Raw genomic sequence first — 19278 nt, forward strand, 5'->3', positions numbered from 1 at the left:
ACTAATCGTGTCAGAATAAAACCGCTCTGTCAGAGAGCATGGTTTCCACTCTTCGCTCCCGCAGAGCGAGCAATGAAATGGAGGGCCAAATCATGTACGCACCTGTCACGATCCCTTTCGGTTCGAAGATGCTTTTCAATACGCTCAGTCTCCGGCCCGGCGTCAACATGGAGGATGTCGAACTGGCGCTGGGCGAGATGTGCAATGTGGTGAAGGAAACTTACGGCGGCGACAAGGGTGGATTCATCGCCGGGCAGGTCTTCCAGTTTTCGGGGTTCGTTTCGGACGAGGGTTCGCTGAACAGCGCCAAGGATGCGGAAGCGCATATAGCGATCGTCACTTACTGGCGCTCGTTCGAAGAACACGAGAAATCACACGCAGACCAGACATTCAAGGACAAATTCGACGCGCTTGCCACACTGTGCACCGACAGCAAGGAACTCGGTTACGACATGCTGTGGCAGGGCGAACCCGAGTAAGGCGGCAGAGGATTGCCGGTTGCCGGGGATGGCAGTAAGCTGACGCGCATGAACGATGTCCTCTCCGCGCTGACCGCCGCATTCAAGACTCTCCTCCATCCGAAGATGCTGGCACTGATACTGTGGCCGATGCTGGCGGCGATGGTGTTGTGGGTGGGTGCGGCGCTGTTCTTCTGGGGGAGCTGGGTTGCCAGTCTGACCGGCATGATACAGGCGACACCGCTGGAACAATGGGTGGCGCAGGGTTTCATGGCCGTCGTGTCGCATTACCTGATCGGCATCATCCTGGTGATGCTGTTGCTGCCGGCGATCTACGTGACCGCGCTGATGTTCACCGCGGTGTTCGCGATGCCGATGATGGTCGGCCACGTCGCGCAGCGATCCTATCCGGAACTGGAATTAAGGCATGGCGGTACCGTTACCGGCAACGTCGTCAACGCGGTGGTCGCCATCGTCGTGTATTGCATCGGCTGGCTGCTGACCCTGCCGCTGTGGCTGTTCTCTCCGTTCGCGCTGGTGTTGCCGATCATCCTGATGGCCTACCTGAACCAGCGCCTGTTCCGCTATGACGCGCTGGCCGAACACGCCAGCGGGGAGGAATACGAGCAGGTGGTCGAACGCGCCACGGTGAAGCTCTATCTGCTCGGCGCGCTGGTCGGGCTGTTGCAGTTCGTGCCGCTGCTCAATTTCTTCTCGCCCATCTATGTCGGCCTGGCGTTCATCCACCTGAGCCTGTCCGAGTTGCGGCAACTGCGCCAGTCCGCACAGGATCGCGCCACCCCCCTTTCCTGCCTGCCCCGATGACGGACGATCTCGACACCCTGCAACCGCGCGCCGTATGGTCGCATTTCGCCACGCTGTGCGCGATCCCGCGCCCGTCTCTGCAGGAGGCGGCGCTGCGCGACCATCTGGCCGGATGGGCCGAAGCGCGCGGCATCGAGTCTTTCGTCGACAAGGCGGGCAACCTGATCCTGAAAAAACCGGCCAGTCCCGGCTGTGGATCCGCGCCGGGCGTGATCCTGCAAGGTCATCTCGATATGGTGTGCCAGGCCAATTCCGGGACGACGCACGACTTCGAACGCGATGCGATCCGCACGTCGGTGCGCGACGGCTGGGTGGTGGCGGACGACACCACGCTGGGCGCGGACAACGGCATCGGCGTGGCGCTGGCGCTGGCCGCGCTGGAAGAGCCGGGGCTGAGGCATCCGCCGCTGGAGGTGTTGCTCACCGTGAACGAGGAGTCCGGCATGGACGGCGCGCGCGAACTCGCGCCCGGCACGCTGGACGGCAGGCGGCTGATCAATCTCGATACCGAGGAATGGGGGCATTTCTATCTCGGCTGCGCCGGCGGCGTGGACGTGGAGGTGCGCCACGATTGCACGCAGGGTGCAGCGCCGCCGGATTTCGCGCTGGTGCAGTTCGGGGTGTCCGGGTTGCGCGGCGGCCATTCCGGCATCGACATCCACCTCGGGCGCGGCAATGCGGTCAAGCTGCTGGCGGAGGCGCTGCGCGACCTGTCGGCGCACACCGACCTGCGCCTGGTCGAGCTGAAAGGCGGCACGGCGCGCAATGCGATCCCGCGCGAGGCGTACGCGACCTGCGCGTTGCCCGCCGCCCATGCGGCGAACATCGACGCGTGGGTGCAGCACCGGATCGATTCCTGGCGGGCGCGCTTTGCGGATATGGATGCCGGCGTGTCGTTCGCATGCGAGCATTACGACACGGTACCCACCCGGATCATTTCGCGCGCGGACCAGGACCGGCTGCTCGCGTTCCTCGACATCGCGGCGAACGGCGTCGAGCGCGTCAGCGACGATTTCCCCGGCGTGACCGACACATCGAGCAACCTCGGCGTGTTCGCGCTGCAGAACGGCGCGTTCCATGCGACGTTCAAGGTGCGTTCGCTGCAGGATGCGCGCGCCGATGCGCTGGCCGACAAGCTGGTGGCGCGCGCGGACAATTTCGGGCTGCGCGCCTGGAAGGGCGGCGCGTATCCGGGCTGGACGCCGGACCCCGCCTCGCCCCTGCTCGACCTGTGCCGGCGCGTGTACGCCGCACAGTTCGGCGAGGCCGCCGGATTGCAGGTGATCCACGCCGGGCTGGAATGCGGCCTGCTCGCCGCCAGCCATCCGCATCTGGAGATGATCTCGTTCGGGCCGGACATACGTGGCGCGCATGCGCCGGGGGAGCGCGTCGAGATCGAATCCGTCGCGCGCTGCTGGACGTTGCTGAAGGGGATCCTGCGGGAACTGGCGGACGCCTAGGCGATCCGGCACGCCTCGTCGAAATCCAGTCTCGGGTTGCGCGGATAGACGCCTTTGGCGTCGCCGTAGCCGAGGTTGCACAGGAAGTTCGACTTCACGCTGGTGCCGGCGAAGAACAGCTCGTCCACTTTTGCGTTGTCGAAGCCGCCCATCGGCCCGCAATCGAGTCCGAGTGCGCGCGCCGCGATGATCAGGTAGGCACCTTGCAGCGTGCCGCCGCGGAACGCGTTGGTGTAGGCGACCTGTTCGTCCTGGTCGAACCAGCTGCGTGCGCCCGGCGCATTGGGAAAAAGTTTGCCAAGTTGTTCGTAGAAGCGCAGGTCATGGCCGATAATGGCGGTGACGGGCGCAGCCAGCGTCTTGGCGCGATTGCCTTCCATCAGCGCGGGCGCGAGCCGCTCTTTCGCCTCCTTCGATTTGACGAACACGATGCGCACCGGGCAGGAATTCGCCGCAGTCGGCCCCATGCGCAAGGTGTCGTAGAGCCGGTGCAGCAGTTCATCGGACACCGGTTTGTCCAGCCATGCGTTATGCGTATGCGCTTCGAGGAACAACAGGTCGAGCGCAGTCTGGTTAAGGGGGGTGTTGGGCATGTCGGCCTCCTGCAAGTAAGTTGGGAGTCACGGGAACGATGCGCCAAGTTTATACCGGTTGGAAGCGAAATGACGCATTCGGCAGTCAGAAATTAAAGCCGCAAAAGATCGATGCTCATGTGCAGGAGCCCGATTTATCGGGCGATAGCCAATCTTGGGATCGCCCGATAAATCGGGCTCCTGCAACGGCGCTTCGTTTGAACGATGATTTCGGGTATCGGAGCATGTATCTCCTGAAAACTGACTGTCGCGTGAATTATGAACCGGAAATGATGGGTGATCCCGAAGGGAGTAAAGTTTCATGATTCGACTCGAAAACGCGTTGAACGCCTGGGGAACGGCGGATTTCGCAACCGTCCTCCAGCGCGAGGTCGCGCAACTCGGCGTCGCGCAGTTGCCGTTGCAGCGCGGCCTGTCGGTCGGCAGCCATGTGCTCGATACGCCGGTCACCGTGATGGTCAACAACATCTCCGAACGCGATGGCAGCCTGCGCATCCGCGTCGGGATATTCTTCCAGAGCGTGATCGCCGGGTGCAGTTGCGCGGACGATCCCACCCCCGCCAGCGAGCTCAACGAGTACTGTGAAGTGCAACTGGATATCGACAAGGCGACCGCGGAGACCGTCATCGAGCTTGCCCCGTAGCGCGAAGACCTTTATCCTTGAGCCCTGACGGCACACCGCGAGTGCCGTTTCGGTTTTTTTCATCATCGCGAAGTCGAAGCAGCTTCGGTACGAACCAACAAGCCGGCAACCACATGCAGGTCGATCTGCGACCTGTCATCCATCCATCATGCGACGCGGATGTGCGCGGCATTGCCGTCGCGGTCGCATCGAAGCTGACTCAACCAAGGAGGCAATATGCAGGAAATTTTTGACCATGCCGTTTTCGGCAATACCATCCTCGACTATCTGGCATCGTTCGGCATCTTCGTCGTCGGCATGGCGGTCGTCCATGCGTTCAAGCGCTACGTTCTGGCCCGATTGAAAAAATGGGCCGACTCGACGCACACCGCGATCGACGACCTGCTGGTCGGCGCAGTCGAAAAATCACTGCTGCCGATCTTTTATTTCGGCGTCTTTTACTTCTCACTGCAGACGCTGACGCTTTCCGAGCGTTTTGCGCACGGCGTGAAGATCGCTGCGATCGTCCTGTTCACGTTCCTCTTCGTCAGGATGGTGACGGCCGCGGCCAACCACGGGCTTCGTTCTTACCTGTCCGATTCCGGGGATGCCACCGGCAGCGAGAAGCAGCTCAGGGGGATACGCGGCCTGATCAGTTTCCTGATCTGGGCGATCGCGCTGGTGTTCCTGCTGGACAACCTCGGCGTCAAGATATCGGCCGTCGTGGCCGGGCTGGGCATCGGCGGCATCGCCGTCGCACTGGCTGCGCAGGCCGTGCTGGGCGACCTGTTCAGCTATTTCGTCATCTTCTTCGACAAGCCGTTCCAGGTGGGCGACTTCATCGTCATCGGCGACAAGATGGGCGTGGTGGAACACGTCGGCATCAAGACCACACGGATACGCGCGCTGAGCGGCGAACAACTGGTCTTCTCCAATACCGACCTGACGAATTCGCGCATCCACAATTTCAAGAAGATGGAACGTCGCCGGGTGGTCTTCAACCTGGGCGTGATCTACCAGACATCGGTCGAAAAATTGAAGGCCATCCCGGGGATCGTGAAGCGCGCCATCGAGGCACAGGATGATACGACCTATGATCGCGGACATTTCTCATCCTATGGCGACTTCAGCCTGAACTTCGAGTTCGTCTATTACGTCACCGGCGCGGACTACAACAAGTACATGGATATCCAGCAGGCGATCAACCTGTCGATCTTCGATGCATTTGAAAAGGAAAAGATCGAGTTCGCCTATCCGTCGCAGACGCTTTTCGTCAACAAGGCAGGCTGACCGGCGGCGCGCGCCGGGCCGGCTCAGCCGGGATCCCGCACCGATCGCTCCAGCATCGCCGCGCGCGATGCCGGGCTTTCCAGGCTGATGCGCCCGATCTTGCCGGCGCGATATTCGGTCAGCAGGATCATCGCCGCCTTGTCCAGGTCGAGTTCCGCGCCGCGCCCCTTCAGCAGGCAGCCGCGCTTCTTCGCGACCGCTTCCAGCACGGCCGTGCCGTCCATGCCGTCCAGCGACAGTCCGAAACGCGCGGCGAGCAGTTCCGGGTAGCGTTCCAGCAGCAGGGATGCGAGGAAGATCGCGATCTCGTCTTCATACACCGCGTTGCGTCCGATCGCGTGGATCGCGGCCAGCATGTAGCCGTCCGATTCGTGCGCGATCTTCGGCCACATCAGCCCCGGCGAATCGGTCAGCGTCATGCGCTCGTCGAGCTTGTGGCACTGCTGCGACTTGGTCACAGCGGGTTCGTCGCCGACGTTCGCGACGCGGCGCTTGAGCAGCATGTTCATCAGCGTGGACTTGCCGACGTTGGGGATGCCCATGATCATCATGCGCAGCGGCTTGTGCGTGCTGTCGCGGTGCGGCGCCAGCGGCCGGCACAGCTTCGGCACCCTTGCGGCGTCGGCGGCATCCTTGCAGCTCAGCGCGACCGCCCTGACGCCCGGCTGGCTGTTGTAATGATCCAGCCATTGTTGTGTGACGGCGGGGTCGGCCAGGTCGGCCTTGTTGAGCAGCTTCAGGCAGGGACGCTGGCGATGTTCGCGCAGCTCGCGGATCATCGGGTTGCAGCTCGCCTCCGGCGCGCGCGCGTCCAGCACCTCGATGACGACATCGATGAATTCCATGGTCTCCGCCGCCTTGCGACGCGCCGAGGTCATGTGTCCGGGGAACCACTGTATGGACATAGTGCAAGACCATGCTTGTTGAACGAGGACGGATTCTAACCGTTGCCCACCGGCAAGTCACAGAACGGACAAAATGTGTGTTGACGCCTCCATGCGCCCGCACCACAATCCTCTGCCGCATTCGCGCCTGTTTCGGAGAATCCCGATGCCTCTCTCGGCCGCCTTCATCTCGGTCATCCTGATATGGTCCACCACCCCGCTCGCGATCAAGTGGAGTGCGCTGGACGCGGGATTCAGCTTTGCGGTGTTATCGCGCATGGCGATCAGCGTGGCGGTATGCGTGCTGTTGCTGGCCGTGTTGCGCATCCGCCCGCCGCTGCACCCCAAAGCGATCCACAGCTATCTGGCGAGCGGCCTGAGCATGTTCGGCACCATGGTGCTGGTTTACTGGTGTTCGCAGTACATCAGCTCCGGAATGATCGCGGTGCTGTTCGGCCTGTCTCCGCTCATCACCAGTCTGGGCGCGGCGCTATGGCTCAAGGAAGAGTCGCTCACAGCCAACAAGCTGGCGGGCATGTCGCTGGGATTGATCGGATTGGCACTGGTGTTCAAGGGCGGTTTGTCACTGGGTGCGGGTGCAGCGCTGGGATTCCTCGCGCTGTTCGCCGCCGTGGTGATGCAATCGCTCGGTCTGGTGTGGATCAAGAAAGTCGGCGATGACAGTCCACCGCTGGCGACAACCTTCGGCTCGCTGAGTGTGGCGCTGCCGCTGTTCTTGCTGGCATGGTGGCTGTTCGACGGCACCTGGCCGCAGGCCATCCCAAGCCGCGCTGCGATGGCGATCGTCTATCTGGGCGTACTGGGTTCGGTGGTCGGATTCCTGTTGTACTACTACATGATCAAGCACATGGAGACCGGGCGAGTCGCGTTGATCAACCTGATCACACCTGTCACCGCCTTGCTGCTGGGGCACATCCTGAATAATGAACCGGTATCGCTCAATGTCTGGCTGGGGGCGGCGTGCATCCTGCTCGGTTTGTCATTGCATCGCTGGGGACGGTTATGGCTGGCGCGGTTGGCATATAGAAAAGCCTGATCCCGATCCGCTTCAGTCCGGCACCAGCATCTCCAGGTGCCGTTCGTCCAGATAACACCACTCGCCTTCCGCCAATTCCAGCCCGTCGAGCCTCAACCTGCCGATCTGCGAGCGGCACAGCGCGACACAATGGTTGCCCGCGGCTGCCAGCATGCGCTTAACCTGATGGTATTTTCCCTGTTCCAGCACGATCTCCACCTGATTTTCGCCGATCTTCACGCAACGCGTAGCGGCCAGCGGCGCAGGTTCATCGTGCAACTTGACGCCATTTAGCAGCAATTCCACCAATTCCGGCGTGACCGGGTCGTGCGTGGTGGCGACGTAGACCTTGGGAACGTGATGTTTCGGCGAGGATTGCCGGTGGATGAACGGCCCGTCGTCGGACATCAGCAACAGCCCGGTGGTGTCGTGGTCGAGCCGCCCGACCGGCTGAACGTCGCGCCGGTCGAACTGTTCCGGCAACAGGGTCAGCACGCCGGGATGGTGACTGGCCTTGCGCGAGCATTCGAAATTGGCGGGCTTGTTCAGCGCGAGGTAGACATGCTCGCGGTAGAGCCAGCTTTCGCCATGGACGGTGAATGCCAGTCCGCCGGTCTCGAAGACGGCGCGGCTGTCGGTGACGGTTGCGCCATTGACGCCCACCTCGCCATCGGCGACCAGTCCGGCACACCATTTGCGTGTGCCGAAGCCCTGCGATTGCAGGATACGGTCCAGAGTCAGTTTTCCCATGCGCTGACTTTAACAGAAGGGCAAGCCGTGTTCAGCGTGATGAACGCTTGCGTACAAAAGTAGTGCGCGCCTAAGATGCGGCCATGAGCCATTTCCTCCCACTGTTCCGCGTCGCCAAGCTGGCCGGCGTGTCGCGCCACACGCTGCAGGAGATGATGCGCGACGGCGGACTGGACACCTTCGACGGCATGGTCGAGCTGAACGAGCTGTTGCGCGCCTTTCCCGATACGCAATGGGAGGACGACGGGGAATACCGCCGCATCACCGAGATCAAGGAGAAGGCCTTTGGCAAGCGCGTGTTCGAGCGCGCGCTGCCCGACAAGGAGGTGCTGGCGGCGCGACTGGCCGAACTGGGGAAGGAATACGCCGCCACCAAGGCGCTGCTGATGCATTACGGCAACGTGCTGTCCTGGCTGGACAGCAAGATCGGCGAACTCGGGGAAGACAGCAGCGACGAGACGCGGCAGGCATTGCGCGCATTGCGTGCCTTTGTGGCGCGCAATCTGGAAGAGGTGCCGCCCAATGCCGAAAAGGTACAGGCGCTGATCGCACAGGAAAGGATGCTCAGGATCATGTCGGCACAAGTCACGATACGGCCCAGCGGCCACGAATTCTTCAACGAAGGCAACGACACCCTGCTGGAGGCGGCGCTGCGTGCCGGGATCTCGCTGGAATACGGTTGCAGCAACGGCAATTGCGGCGACTGCAAGGCGCGGCTGGTTTCGGGCACGGTCCGCAAGGTGCGCCCGCACGACTATGTGCTGAGCCAGGCCGACAAGGACGCGGGCATGATCCTGCTGTGCTCCTGCGCGGCGGTGGATGACGTGGTGATCGAAGCCGGCGTCGCCGACGCGAAGGACATCGTGGAGCAGCAGTTGTCGGCCAGGGTCAAGTCGGTGGAGGTGTTCCATCCCGGCGCGGCCTCGCTGCACCTGCTGGCGCCGCGCAGCCAGCGCCTGCGTTATCTCGCGGGACAGACGATCAGGGTGTCGGCGCACGGCGCGAGCGGTCACTATGCGCTGGCCAGCTGCCCGTGCGAGGAACGGCATATCGAGATACAGGTCGCGCGCAACGCGGACGACGCGTTCTCGGAGCTGCTGTTCGACGGACTGAAGGCGGGCGACAGCGTCGAACTGCAAGGACCTTATGGCGAGTTCGTGCTGGACGACGAGTCGGAGCGTCCCGTCCTGTTCGTCGCATTCGGCACCGGGTTCGCGCCGGTGAAGAGCCTGATCCAGCATGTCCTGTCGCTGGACCACGCCGAGTCCATCGACCTGCACTGGCTGGCGGACGGGACCGGGCATTACCAGGACAACCTGTGCCGTTCGTGGGCCGACGCGCTGGACAACTTCCGTTACTTCCCGCACGCGCAAAGCGGGGATATCGAAGCCGACCTGTCCGGCATCGTCGGCGCCCATCCCGACCTGGGCCGCTTCGATGTCTATGTGTCCGGCACGGCGGAACAGGTGCGGGCTGCCAAGCCATTGTTCCTGGAGCGGGGCCTGCCGGAACGGCACTGGCACGCCAGCGCCGGTTGAAGCTATTCGACGAACCTGCCGTCCACGTAGAACCACCCGCCCGCCTCGTGCACGAAGCGGCTGATCTCGTGCAGGCGGTGACCGCGCCCGCCGACCCGGTAGCGCGCAACGAACTCGACCGTGGCGCGCTCGGGCGATTCGCGTGAGTGTCCCTTCACTTCCAGCCCCAGCCACTTGGTATTCTCCGTCGCCAGATCAAGCGACGCGGGACGCGTATCGGGGTGCCAGGTGGCCAGCAGGTAATCTTCCCGCCGGAGCACGTAGGCACTGTAGCGCGAGCGCATCAGCGCTTCAGCATCCGGCGCGGGCAGGCCGCCGTGGTAGCGCCCGCAACAGGCCGCGTACTCCGCGCCGCCGCAGGGGCATGGGGACGGCTTGTCGCTCATGCGTGCGCCGGACGGAAGTCGCCGTGCAGCACTTCCGGCTCGATCTCCACGACGCCGGCATCGCAGGTCACCATCACGTGCCCCTCTTGTATCGTGCATTGCAACTGCATGGTGCGGCTGGCCAGTTGCGCCAGCGCCTGGGTGGGTTCGGGCGGCAGTTTCAGCACGGTGAGCTTGTCCAGCTGTTGCAGCTTGCCGCGGTTCTCGTTCCACCAGATATCGGCGGCGCGTCCGTAACTGACCACCACGACCTCGGCGGCGCGTCCGCAAGCCTTGCGCACGACACGCTCGTCGGGCAGGCCGATCTCGATCCAGCGCTCGACCGAACCGGTGAGATCCTTGCGCCACAGGTCGGGCTCGTCGTCGCTGCTGAGGCCGCGCCCGAAGGCCAGCGACTCGTCCGCATACAGCGCGAAGGCCAGCAGGCGCACCATCATGCGTTCGTCGGTCTCCGAGGGGTGGCGCGCCAGCGTCAGCGCATGGTCGGCATAGTAATAGCGGTCCATATCGGCGATCTGGAGCGTGGCTTTGAAGACGGTCGATTTGATGGCCATGGGGGTGTCGCGGGCGCGGGTTCGTAAAGGCGCGCATTCTAACAGCACGGCTCCCGCCGGATGGCATTAACAGGCCGTTCCGACTATAATCCGCAGCCACTTTTCCGGCTTCGCCGTCCACCCGGTACCGTATGCATCTATTCGCCTTTGGCATCAACCATCAAACCGCGCCGCTCGCCGTGCGCGAACAAGTCGCGTTCAACGCCGACGGGATGGAGAACGCCCTGCGCGACCTGGTGGAGAACGGTGCGGCCAAGGAAGCCGCGATCCTGTCCACCTGCAACCGCACCGAACTGTACTGCAACGCCGCCAAACCGGACCACGCCATCGACTGGATGGCGCAATACCACCAGCTGCCGCGCAAGGACATCGACCCCTATCTGTACACCCTGCCGCGCGAACAGGCGGTGAAGCATTCGTTCCGCGTCGCCAGCGGGCTGGACTCGATGGTGCTGGGCGAACCGCAGATCCTCGGCCAGATGAAGCAGGCGGTGCGCCAGGCCGAACAGGCCGGCACGCTCGGCTTCCTGCTGCACAAGCTGTTCCAGCGCACCTTCTCGGTCGCCAAGGACGTGCGCACCCAGACCGAGATCGGCGCGAACCTGGTGTCGATGGCCGCCGCCGCGGTCAAGCTCGCCGAGCGCATCTTCCCGAGCATCGCCGAACAGAAGGTGCTGTTCATCGGCGCGGGCGAGATGATCGAGCTCAACGCGGTGCATTTCGCCGCGCGCACCCCCAGACAGATCACCGTCGCCAACCGCACGCTGGAACGCGCGCAGACGCTGGCGCGGCGCATCAACGGCCACGCCATCACGCTGACCGACCTGCCCGAACAGCTGGCGCAGCACGACATCATCGTCACCTGTACCGCCAGCCAGTTGCCGATCCTCGGCAAGGGCATGGTGGAACGCGCGCTCAAGGCGCGCAAGCACCGCCCGATGTTCATCGTCGACCTGGCCGTGCCGCGCGACGTGGAAGCGGAAGTGGCCGAACTGGACGACGTGTTCCTGTACACCGTGGACGACATCGCCGAAGTGGTGAAGGACGGCCTCGACGCGCGCCAGAGCGCGGTGAAGGAAGCCGAGGTGATCATCGATTCCGGCGTATCCGATTTCGTCCACTGGATGGAGTCGCGCGAAGTGGTGCCGACCATCCGCGCGCTGCGCGAACATGCCGAGCGCAACCGCCGCCTCGAACTGGAAAAGGCCGTCCGCCTGCTGGCCAAGGGCGAGGACCCGGAAAAAGTGCTGGAAATGATGAGCAGCGGCCTGACCAACAAGTTCCTGCACGCGCCGACGCACACGCTGAACCATGTGCACGGCGACGAGCGCGACAATTTCCTCGACGTGATCCATCGCCTGTATCACCTCCACAGCGACGAATGATTCCTATTAGTTTGTCAGGCCGTCATTCCCGCGCAGGCGGGAATCCAGATAATTCAATAATTTCCTGCGCAGCAGGACAACACCATGCTGGCCGCTACGCGAGCTGTATTTTTTGCTGGATTCCCGCCTGCGCGGGAATGACGTGGCGGTGCGCTTAACGGATTATCCCCGATGAAACCAAACATCTCCACCCGGCTCGCCCAGTTGGGCGACCGCCTGCATGAAGTCGACCAGCTGCTGAGCAGCGAGGAAGCCACGCGGGACATGGACGCGTTCCGCAAGCTCGGCCGCGAGCGCGCCGAACTGGAGCCGGTGGTGTCGCTGTACCATGCCTACAAGAGTTGCGAGGCGGACATCGCGGCCGCGCGCGAGATGGCGTCCGACCCCGAGATGAAGGAATTCGCGGCAGCCGAGATCGAACAGGGCGAACAGCGCCTGGCGCAACTCGACCGCGAACTGGAACTGCAACTGCTGCCGAAAGACCCCAACGACGAACGCAACGTGTTCCTCGAAGTGCGCGCCGGCACTGGCGGCGACGAGGCGGCCCTGTTCGCCGGCGACCTGTTCCGCATGTATGCGCGCTTCGCCGAACGCAGGCGCTGGCAGGTCGAGATCATCTCCGAAAGTCCCGGCGAGGTCGGCGGCTACAAGGAGATCATCGCGCGCATCGTCGGCCAGGGCGCGTACTCGGTGCTCAAGTTCGAATCCGGCGCACACCGCGTGCAGCGCGTGCCCGCCACCGAAACGCAGGGCCGGGTGCATACCTCGGCCTGCACCGTCGCGATCCTGCCGGAAGTGGACGATGTCGACGAAGTCACGCTGAACCCCGCCGACCTGCGCATCGACACCTTCCGCGCTTCCGGCGCGGGCGGCCAGCACATCAACAAGACCGACTCGGCGGTGCGCATCACCCACCTGCCGACCGGCGTGGTGGTCGAATGCCAGGACGGCCGTTCGCAGCACCAGAACAAGGCGCAGGCGATGCGCGTGCTGGCGGCACGCATCATGGACGCGCAAGTGCGCGAACAGAACGCCAAGATCGCCGCCGAACGCAAATCGCTGGTCGGCAGCGGCGACCGCTCCGAGCGCATCCGCACCTACAACTTCCCGCAGGGCCGCGTCACCGATCACCGCATCAACCTCACGCTGTACAAGATGGACTCCATCATGGACGGCGACATCGCCGAACTGACCGGCGCGCTGATGGCCGAGCACCAGGCCGAACAGCTCGCCGCGATGGCGAACGAAAATATCTAGATATTCCGGTCTATTGACCCTGCCGCAAGGCTGGGGTAGTTTCCGCCCATGGAACGCGGCTGCCGGACATCATCGCGCATCCGTTTCGGTTTTCCCGGGGACAGGCTTATGAACAGGACGGCAATCAAAAACCTCATCGCGCTGGCGCTGACCGCGTTGTTCCTCGCGGCGGGTGCAACGGCGCAGGCCGCTGCGCAGCAAAAATCCTCCGTCCGCGAAAAAGACAATTATCAGGTCCTGCTGAAGCAGTTCCGCCAACTCGCCTCCGGCGGCAACATCGCCGCACAGACCAGCCTCGGCTTCATGTACGCCAACGGACGCGGCGTGCCGCTGGACTACGCGGAAGCGGCGATGTGGTACCGCAAGGCGGCCGATCAGGGCGACGCGGAAGCGCAGTTCACCTTGGGCGTGATGTACGCCAACGGGCAGGGCCTGCCGCAGGACTACAAGGAAGCCGCCGTCTGGTACCGCAAGGCGGCGGAACAGGGATACGCCAAGGCGCAATACCATCTCGGCGCGATGCACGAGATCGGCCAGGGCGTGCCGCAGGACTACAAGGAAGCGGCGACGTGGTACCGCAGGGCCGCCGAACAGGAAGCCATGGATGCGCGCCGCAAGCTTGCGGAAGCGTTCAACGAGTCGGGGCACGGCACACCGAGATCGGAAGCCGACGCAAAGGCCGCGCGCATCGAGGAATCAGCCCGCATCGCTGCCGAACGGGACGACGCCCTCAAGAAAGCCGAAGCGGAACAAAAGGCCAGGGCCGAGGCAGCAGCAGCGCTGGAAGCACAGCGCAAGGCAGAACGCGCGGCGGCACAAGCCAGGGCTGACGCGGAAGCGGCAAAGACAAGGGCGGAACGCGAGGCCGCATTGAAGGCGGAACGCGAAGCCCGCGCGACCGCCGAACGTGAAGCGGCCGCAATAAAGGCCGCCGCCGAAAGACAGGCCCGGGCCGAAGCCGAAGAAAAAGCGCGCGCAGAAGCCAGGGCCCGCCAGGAACGGCAGGAAGCGCAACGCAGGGCCGAACAGGAAGCCGCACTAGCCAGGGCCGAGGCGGCCAAGCTGAAGGCAAAGCGCGAAGCCGCGCAACAGACCCACGTCACTGCGGGCGAAGAACGTCATGACGTGGCGCAGGACTACCGCGAAGCCGCCACCCAATACCGCAAGGCGGCTGGTCGCGGCGACGCCAACGCGCAATACAACCTGGGGCTGATGTATGCCAATGCCGAAGGCGTGCCGCAGGACTACACCGAGGCCGCGTCCTGGTACCGCAAGGCCGCGGAACAGGGCCACGTCAAGGCGCAATACAACCTCGGCATGATGTACCTCAAGGGGCAGGGCGTGAACTACGATTACCTGCAGGCGGTGAAGTGGATCGGCAAGGCCGCCGAACAGGGCAGCGAAGACGTGTCACAGCAGAAAAGGATGCAGAAACGCTCTGTTGGTTTTTAACTGGGGGCGCAGGCGGTGCAGCCGGAAACTTGACGACTCTGGCGCTTCCCGATCAGAGGAATAAGTGAGATGAGAAAGCATATTGCGATGCTGAAAATCATCTAGCCGGCCTCCCACCGCCGAATTAAAGGTCTCAGCATCACAATACTTGTAAAATCCCCCCGTCTTCCTGCCTTCCCTGCGCCACCACATGCCACACACTATCCAGACCCTGCTGACCCGCGACAAGGCCGCGCTGGAAGCCGCGCTCGGGCTGGAAGCTGGCGGCGCGCGCATCGAGGCGCAGATGTTGTTACAGGCCGCGTTGCAGGTGAGCCGCGCGTACCTGTTGAGCCATCCCGAACAGTCACTGGATAGCGAGCAGCAGGCGCGTTACGCCGCGCTGCTGGAACGGCGGCTGCGTGGCGAGCCGCTTGCCTATCTGATTGGCGAGCGCGAGTTCTTCGGGCTGATGTTCAAGGTCACACCGGCGACGCTGATCCCGCGCCCGGATACCGAGTTGCTGGTGGAGCTGGCGTTGCAAAGATTGCCCTCTCCCCTACCCCTCTCCCGCTTGCGGGAGAGGGAGGAGCGAAGCGGAGGGAGAGGGTATGGATTCCGTGTGCTCGATCTCGGCACCGGCAGCGGTGCGATCGCGCTGTCCATCGCGCATGCGCGGCCGGATGTCGTGGTGACGGCGGTGGATGCGTCGCCGGAGGCTTTGGAAGTGGCACGGGGGAATGCGCGACGCTTGAACATCGCCAACGCGCGCTTGCTGCGCAGCGACTGGTTCTCTGCATTGTCCGGTGAGCGCTTCGATCTGATCGTCTCGAACCCGCCCTATGTCGCCGACGGCGACGCGCACCTGGTGCAGGGCGACCTGCGTTTCGAACCGCGCAGCGCGCTGGCCTCCGGTGCGGATGGTCTGGATGACATCCGCCGCATCGTCGCGCAGGCGAAAGACCATCTCAATGCGGGCGGCTGGCTGTTGTTCGAGCACGGTTACGACCAGGCCGCGCGGGTGCGCGATCTGCTCGGCGCAGCGGGTTTTGGCGAGGCGTTCTCGGCGCGCGACCTGGCGGGACTGGAGCGGGTGAGCGGCGGCAAGCTGCCTGAAGGTTAAGGTTCTACCCTCTCCCTAACCCTCCCCCTGCAAGGGGGAGGGGATGTCTTTGCCTGCTGGATTTCCCCCTGCAAGGGAGAGCGGGGTCGAACTCAAGGATGCGCTGAATAAGTATGGTTTTGTCGTTCCCGCGCAAGGGGGTGAGCAGGCAAGCCGCGTAGCGGCGGCTCGCAAAGCGGGAACCCGGATAAATCAACAAGCCGGATTCCCGCTTTTACGGGAATGACGACTCGATCAGCGCATCCTTGATGAGTTTTGAATTCAGGTGTTCTGCACCACGATCTTCGGAAACACCGCGCTGTGATCCTGCGCCATCTCCGCGATCTTGACCGCGACACGGCGCGCGATCTGCCGGTACACGCGCGCGATCTCGCCATCCGGGTCGGCGATGACGGTCGGGTTGCCGGAGTCGGTCTGCTCGCGGATGCGGATGTCCAGCGGCAGTTCGCCGAGCAATTCGGTATCGTAGTCGGCACACATCTTCTCAGCGCCACCCGCGCCGAAGATGTGCTCTTCATGGCCGCACTTCGAGCAGATGTGCGTGCTCATGTTCTCGACGATGCCGACGATCTTGATGCCGACCTTCTCGAACATCTTGAGTCCCTTGCGTGCGTCCAGCAGCGCGATGTCCTGCGGCGTGGTGACGATCACCGCGCCGGTGACCGGGACTTTCTGCGCCAGCGTGAGCTGGATGTCGCCGGTGCCGGGCGGCAGATCCATGATCAGATAATCGAGGCTGTCCCACCGGGTTTGATGGAGTAACTGGTCGAGCGCCTGGGTCACCATCGGGCCGCGCCAGATCATCGGCGTGTCGGTCGCCTCCACCAGAAAGCCGATCGACATGGCTTGAAGGCCGTGATTCGTCATCGGTTGCAGAATCTTGCCGTCCTCCGAACTCGGCTGCCCGCTGATTCCCAACATCGTCGGTTGCGAGGGACCGTAGATGTCCGCGTCCAGGATGCCGACGCGCGCGCCTTCGGCGGCCAGCGCCAGCGCCAGGTTCACCGCGGTGGTGGATTTGCCCACGCCGCCCTTGCCGCTCGCGACCGCGACGATGTTCTTCACGCCGTCCACCAGCTTCACGCCGCGCTGCACGGCATGCGGCACGACCTTGCTGGACACGTTGACGACTATCTTGCCGACGCCCGGCAACGCGGAGCGGAGCTGCGCCTCGACCATCGCGCGGATCTCTTCCCACACGCTCTTCGCCGGGTAGCCCAGCAATATGTCCAGCGTCACGTCAGTGCCGCTGACCTTGATGTTCTTGACGGATTTGCCGCTGACGAAATCCTTTCTGGTGTTCGGGTCGGTCAGGTTCTTCAACGCATTCTGCACATCTGCTTCGGTAAAACTCATCATTCACTCCTGATTGAAATTCTTGCGGGATGATATCCCGCACTTGAACAGTCGACATTGTAACGGCTGGACACCCTTCGCGAACGGCAACCTTCAGGTGTGCCTGCCCTGATAGCATTGCGCCGCCGCATGCACGACTTCCGACCACGGCACGCCGTCCCAATCATTCCACCGGCGCAAGGCCATTACCGTCAATTCGTCCACGCCTGCCGCCGCATCGCCGTCCAGCGCCTGCCGCAAACCCGTCAGGCCACCGCACTGCACGCGTAGCTCCTGCGCGTGCGGCAGCACCGTATCATCGTGCGCCGTGCCCAGCGCGAACGAGAAAGCGTGCCGCAACTGTCCGTGTGCCGCGCGGCATCTTGCATGGCTCGCCGCATCGCGGCAGGCGATTGCCTCCCGTTCGGCGATCTGGATGCGCCGCTCCTGCGCGCAGGGGATGCAACGCGACAGCAGCGCTTTCTCGAACACGCAGGGACGCTGCACCACCTCGGCGAATTTCTGCCGGTAAGCGGTCTCATCCATGACGACAGAGATCCTGACGAGCGGCTGGAGGACAAGGCGCACGGGGCGCGGGGACCCTCATGTTCTTGTAAGCACATGGGGGTTCCGGGCGCCGCGCAACAAAGTCATCCGGTCGCATGGTGGATTGACGACGTCAAGTTCAGTCGTCCCCCAGCTGCGGCGCCGGGTCGCGCACTTCGTTCAGCAGGTCTTCGGCCTGCAGTTCGTTCTCGGCGTGGATCATCCTGATCTGTCCGTTCTCGCCCCACGCTTCCGCCTTGCGCAGTTCCTTGGCACGTGCGGAAGCTTCCTTGTAGACCTCGTGCTGTTCCAGCTTTTCCAGCATGCGGATCGGACGCTCGGTGATGCGATAGATGTAATAGGGCATGGCGACTCCGCCTTATTCCGTGTGCTTCAGGAAGGTGATGACGTTGGAGCCGGGCGCATTCTTGCTGGCGCAACTGCCCTCCCCGACCCCGGCGAGCTGTTCGGCCTCGTGCAGCAGGTTGATGACGTCCACATAATGCTTCTGCTTCGCCATCATCAGCGCGGTATAGCCGCCTTCGTTGCGCGCCAGCACGTCCGCACCCGCCCACAACAGCACGGCAACCACGTCGGCCTCGCCGTAACCGGCCGCCAGCATCAGCGGCCGCACGCCGTAGCCGATGGGCGCCTCGACGTCGGCGCCGGCCTCGACCAGCGCCCGCACCACGTCGGCGGAGCCGCACTTGCGTTCATGGTTGTACACGGCATGCGCCAGCGGCGGCCAGCCCTGTTCGTCGCGCGCGTTGGCGTCCGCGCCGGATGCGAGCGACTGCCGCACTGCCGCCGCGTCACCCGCCTGTACCGCCTCGAATAATCCTGCCGACATGTTTCCTCCTTCCCGTTGCCTATTTCTGCACGGTCTTCTGCAACGCTCCCCGGATCGCCTCGGGTGTCTTCATGATGTTCATGAAGCTGTTGCTGCCCATCATGCTCAGGTCGGGGAAGTTGATCGCGATGCGGAAGCGCGCATACAGCGCATACACCTTGCTGCCGGAAACCAGCACTTCGTAAGGCAGGTGCGCGGTGGATTTCACGTCGCGGAAATCGATCTCCTTCATGATGAACTGGTCGTCCATGTACTTGCCGTCGCCGCTGCCTTTCATGCCCACGCCGAACACGCTCTCCTGCTTGCCGGGCACATCGACGCGATAGATCTTGCTGACGCCGTTCTGGTTGGCGGACAGTTTCGCGTCCACCGCCTGCACCGCTTCTTCATAACTGCCGTATTCGGCCAGCTTGCTCGGCTCGTCGAAATATTCCATGCCGATCATGTAGTGGTACTTGCGCGCCTGCTTCGCGGTCATGCCGCGCGCGCCGAACTCCTCCACCCGGCCCAGTGCCTTCCCCAGATCCGCCGACACGCCGGACAGGTCGCCCTCCATGCGATACACATGGGACATGTAGACCGGGTTGGTATAGCTGACCTGGACATCCTTGCCGGCAGCGGTCACCGACACGCGCTGCACCGCGCCGTAACCGCCGTGTTCCGAAGCGGCCGCGTTCTTCTTCAATGCGTCACTGGTCACGATGATGATGTCGGCATCGGGATACGGCGCATATTCGCCGGCCACCGTGAAGCCGGCGGCGGTGAGCGCCGCCTTGACCTGCGCGGATTTCTCGGCGACCGTTCCCGCGCCCTTCGACGCCAGCACGAACGGCTTGAGCAATGCGTCGGCGGCCTGCGCCCCCGTTGCGGCAAACAGCAACATCGCGGACAGCAACATCTTATTCATGACTTGCACCATCTTGTCTCTCCCTGTTTTTAGTTGGACTGCGAAGTG

General features: G+C 63.5%; 22 protein-coding genes. 12 read left to right on the plus strand and 10 right to left on the minus strand.

All coding sequences use genetic code 11. The annotated features are described in order from the left end of the window. Window positions 1–92: 92 nt before the first annotated feature. The 3 genes from IPM27_06325 to IPM27_06335 are packed head-to-tail and all read left to right on the plus strand — an operon-like array spanning window position 93 to window position 2743. Window positions 93–479, plus strand: a complete 387-nt coding sequence (locus IPM27_06325; GenBank protein ID MBK9161164.1) for a hypothetical protein — start codon at window positions 93–95, stop codon at window positions 477–479. 48 nt (window positions 480–527) lie between these two features. After that, window positions 528–1283, plus strand: coding sequence for an EI24 domain-containing protein (locus tag IPM27_06330; protein ID MBK9161165.1), 756 nt, complete (start codon window positions 528–530; stop codon window positions 1281–1283). Next, window positions 1280–2743, plus strand: coding sequence for an aminoacyl-histidine dipeptidase (locus IPM27_06335; protein ID MBK9161166.1), 1464 nt, complete (start codon window positions 1280–1282; stop codon window positions 2741–2743). Before IPM27_06330 ends, IPM27_06335 begins: the two co-directional genes overlap by 4 nt. Here IPM27_06335 and IPM27_06340 read toward each other — a convergent pair. Continuing rightward, window positions 2740–3336, minus strand: coding sequence for a malonic semialdehyde reductase (locus tag IPM27_06340; protein ID MBK9161167.1), 597 nt, complete (start codon window positions 3334–3336; stop codon window positions 2740–2742). The genes IPM27_06335 and IPM27_06340 overlap by 4 nt on opposite strands. 38 nt (window positions 3337–3374) lie before the next feature. On the opposite strand from IPM27_06340, the gene IPM27_06345 reads away from it, so the two are divergent. From IPM27_06345 to IPM27_06355, 3 genes are all read left to right on the plus strand, one after another. Next, window positions 3375–3641: a hypothetical protein gene (locus tag IPM27_06345; protein ID MBK9161168.1), complete on the plus strand. Its 267-nt coding sequence runs from the start codon at window positions 3375–3377 to the stop codon at window positions 3639–3641. Further along, a complete protein-coding gene (locus IPM27_06350) occupies window positions 3638–3979 on the plus strand; it encodes a hypothetical protein (GenBank protein ID MBK9161169.1) in 342 nt (113 codons plus the stop codon). The genes IPM27_06345 and IPM27_06350 overlap by 4 nt, the downstream gene beginning before the upstream one ends. A 216-nt stretch (window positions 3980–4195) precedes the next feature. Further along, window positions 4196–5248, plus strand: a complete 1053-nt coding sequence (locus IPM27_06355; GenBank protein ID MBK9161170.1) for a mechanosensitive ion channel family protein — start codon at window positions 4196–4198, stop codon at window positions 5246–5248. Between the two features lie 23 nt (window positions 5249–5271). Here the strand turns inward: IPM27_06355 and ylqF are convergent, their stop codons facing one another. Beyond that, complete coding sequence (ylqF, locus tag IPM27_06360) at window positions 5272–6153, minus strand: ribosome biogenesis GTPase YlqF (protein ID MBK9161171.1); 882 nt, start codon at window positions 6151–6153, stop codon at window positions 5272–5274. 145 nt (window positions 6154–6298) lie between these two features. On the opposite strand from ylqF, the gene IPM27_06365 reads away from it, so the two are divergent. Beyond that, the gene (locus IPM27_06365; GenBank protein MBK9161172.1) at window positions 6299–7189 is read left to right on the plus strand and encodes a DMT family transporter; all 891 of its coding nucleotides are present in this window, start codon (window positions 6299–6301) and stop codon (window positions 7187–7189) included. 12 nt (window positions 7190–7201) lie between these two features. Here the strand turns inward: IPM27_06365 and IPM27_06370 are convergent, their stop codons facing one another. After that, window positions 7202–7918 carry a pseudouridine synthase gene (locus IPM27_06370; protein ID MBK9161173.1) on the minus strand — a complete coding sequence of 239 codons (717 nt, stop codon included), beginning with the start codon at window positions 7916–7918 and terminating at the stop codon, window positions 7202–7204. Between the two features lie 83 nt (window positions 7919–8001). Here IPM27_06370 and IPM27_06375 point away from each other — a divergent pair, with 83 nt between their 5' ends. After that, a complete protein-coding gene (locus IPM27_06375; GenBank protein ID MBK9161174.1) occupies window positions 8002–9456 on the plus strand; it encodes a 2Fe-2S iron-sulfur cluster binding domain-containing protein in 1455 nt (484 codons plus the stop codon). A 2-nt stretch (window positions 9457–9458) separates the two neighbouring features. Here the strand turns inward: IPM27_06375 and IPM27_06380 are convergent, their stop codons facing one another. Both IPM27_06380 and IPM27_06385 read right to left on the minus strand, forming a co-directional pair. Then, entirely contained in the window at window positions 9459–9842 is a 384-nt protein-coding gene (locus tag IPM27_06380) for a hypothetical protein (GenBank protein MBK9161175.1), read from the minus strand. Further along, window positions 9839–10396, minus strand: a complete 558-nt coding sequence (locus IPM27_06385; protein ID MBK9161176.1) for a YaeQ family protein — start codon at window positions 10394–10396, stop codon at window positions 9839–9841. Before IPM27_06385 ends, IPM27_06380 begins: the two co-directional genes overlap by 4 nt. 131 nt (window positions 10397–10527) lie before the next feature. Here IPM27_06385 and IPM27_06390 point away from each other — a divergent pair, with 131 nt between their 5' ends. The 4 genes from IPM27_06390 to prmC all read left to right on the plus strand — a co-directional run bounded on the left by IPM27_06390 (window position 10528) and on the right by prmC (window position 15592). After that, window positions 10528–11781 carry a glutamyl-tRNA reductase gene (locus tag IPM27_06390; protein MBK9161177.1) on the plus strand — a complete coding sequence of 418 codons (1254 nt, stop codon included), beginning with the start codon at window positions 10528–10530 and terminating at the stop codon, window positions 11779–11781. 171 nt (window positions 11782–11952) lie between these two features. After that, window positions 11953–13038, plus strand: coding sequence for a peptide chain release factor 1 (gene prfA, locus IPM27_06395; protein MBK9161178.1), 1086 nt, complete (start codon window positions 11953–11955; stop codon window positions 13036–13038). A gap of 108 nt (window positions 13039–13146) precedes the next feature. Continuing rightward, a complete protein-coding gene (locus tag IPM27_06400; GenBank protein MBK9161179.1) occupies window positions 13147–14490 on the plus strand; it encodes a sel1 repeat family protein in 1344 nt (447 codons plus the stop codon). A 190-nt stretch (window positions 14491–14680) separates the two neighbouring features. Continuing rightward, window positions 14681–15592: a peptide chain release factor N(5)-glutamine methyltransferase gene (gene prmC / locus IPM27_06405; protein ID MBK9161180.1), complete on the plus strand. Its 912-nt coding sequence runs from the start codon at window positions 14681–14683 to the stop codon at window positions 15590–15592. 261 nt (window positions 15593–15853) lie between these two features. Here prmC and apbC read toward each other — a convergent pair whose 3' ends face one another. The 5 genes from apbC to IPM27_06430 form a co-directional block, all read right to left on the minus strand. Further along, window positions 15854–16948: an iron-sulfur cluster carrier protein ApbC gene (apbC, locus tag IPM27_06410; protein MBK9161181.1), complete on the minus strand. Its 1095-nt coding sequence runs from the start codon at window positions 16946–16948 to the stop codon at window positions 15854–15856. A gap of 93 nt (window positions 16949–17041) precedes the next feature. Beyond that, a complete protein-coding gene (locus IPM27_06415; GenBank protein ID MBK9161182.1) occupies window positions 17042–17473 on the minus strand; it encodes a hypothetical protein in 432 nt (143 codons plus the stop codon). 139 nt (window positions 17474–17612) lie between these two features. Next, window positions 17613–17840, minus strand: coding sequence for a hypothetical protein (locus IPM27_06420; protein ID MBK9161183.1), 228 nt, complete (start codon window positions 17838–17840; stop codon window positions 17613–17615). Window positions 17841–17852: 12 nt separating this feature from the next. Further along, window positions 17853–18323 (minus strand): ankyrin repeat domain-containing protein, encoded by a 471-nt coding sequence (locus tag IPM27_06425; GenBank protein MBK9161184.1) that lies wholly within the window; start codon window positions 18321–18323, stop codon window positions 17853–17855. Window positions 18324–18342: 19 nt separating this feature from the next. Then, entirely contained in the window at window positions 18343–19242 is a 900-nt protein-coding gene (locus IPM27_06430) for a hypothetical protein (GenBank protein ID MBK9161185.1), read from the minus strand. Window positions 19243–19278: the final 36 nt, after the last annotated feature.

The organism is Nitrosomonadales bacterium (assembly GCA_016716325.1).
Taxonomy (GTDB): domain Bacteria; phylum Pseudomonadota; class Gammaproteobacteria; order Burkholderiales; family Gallionellaceae; genus Gallionella.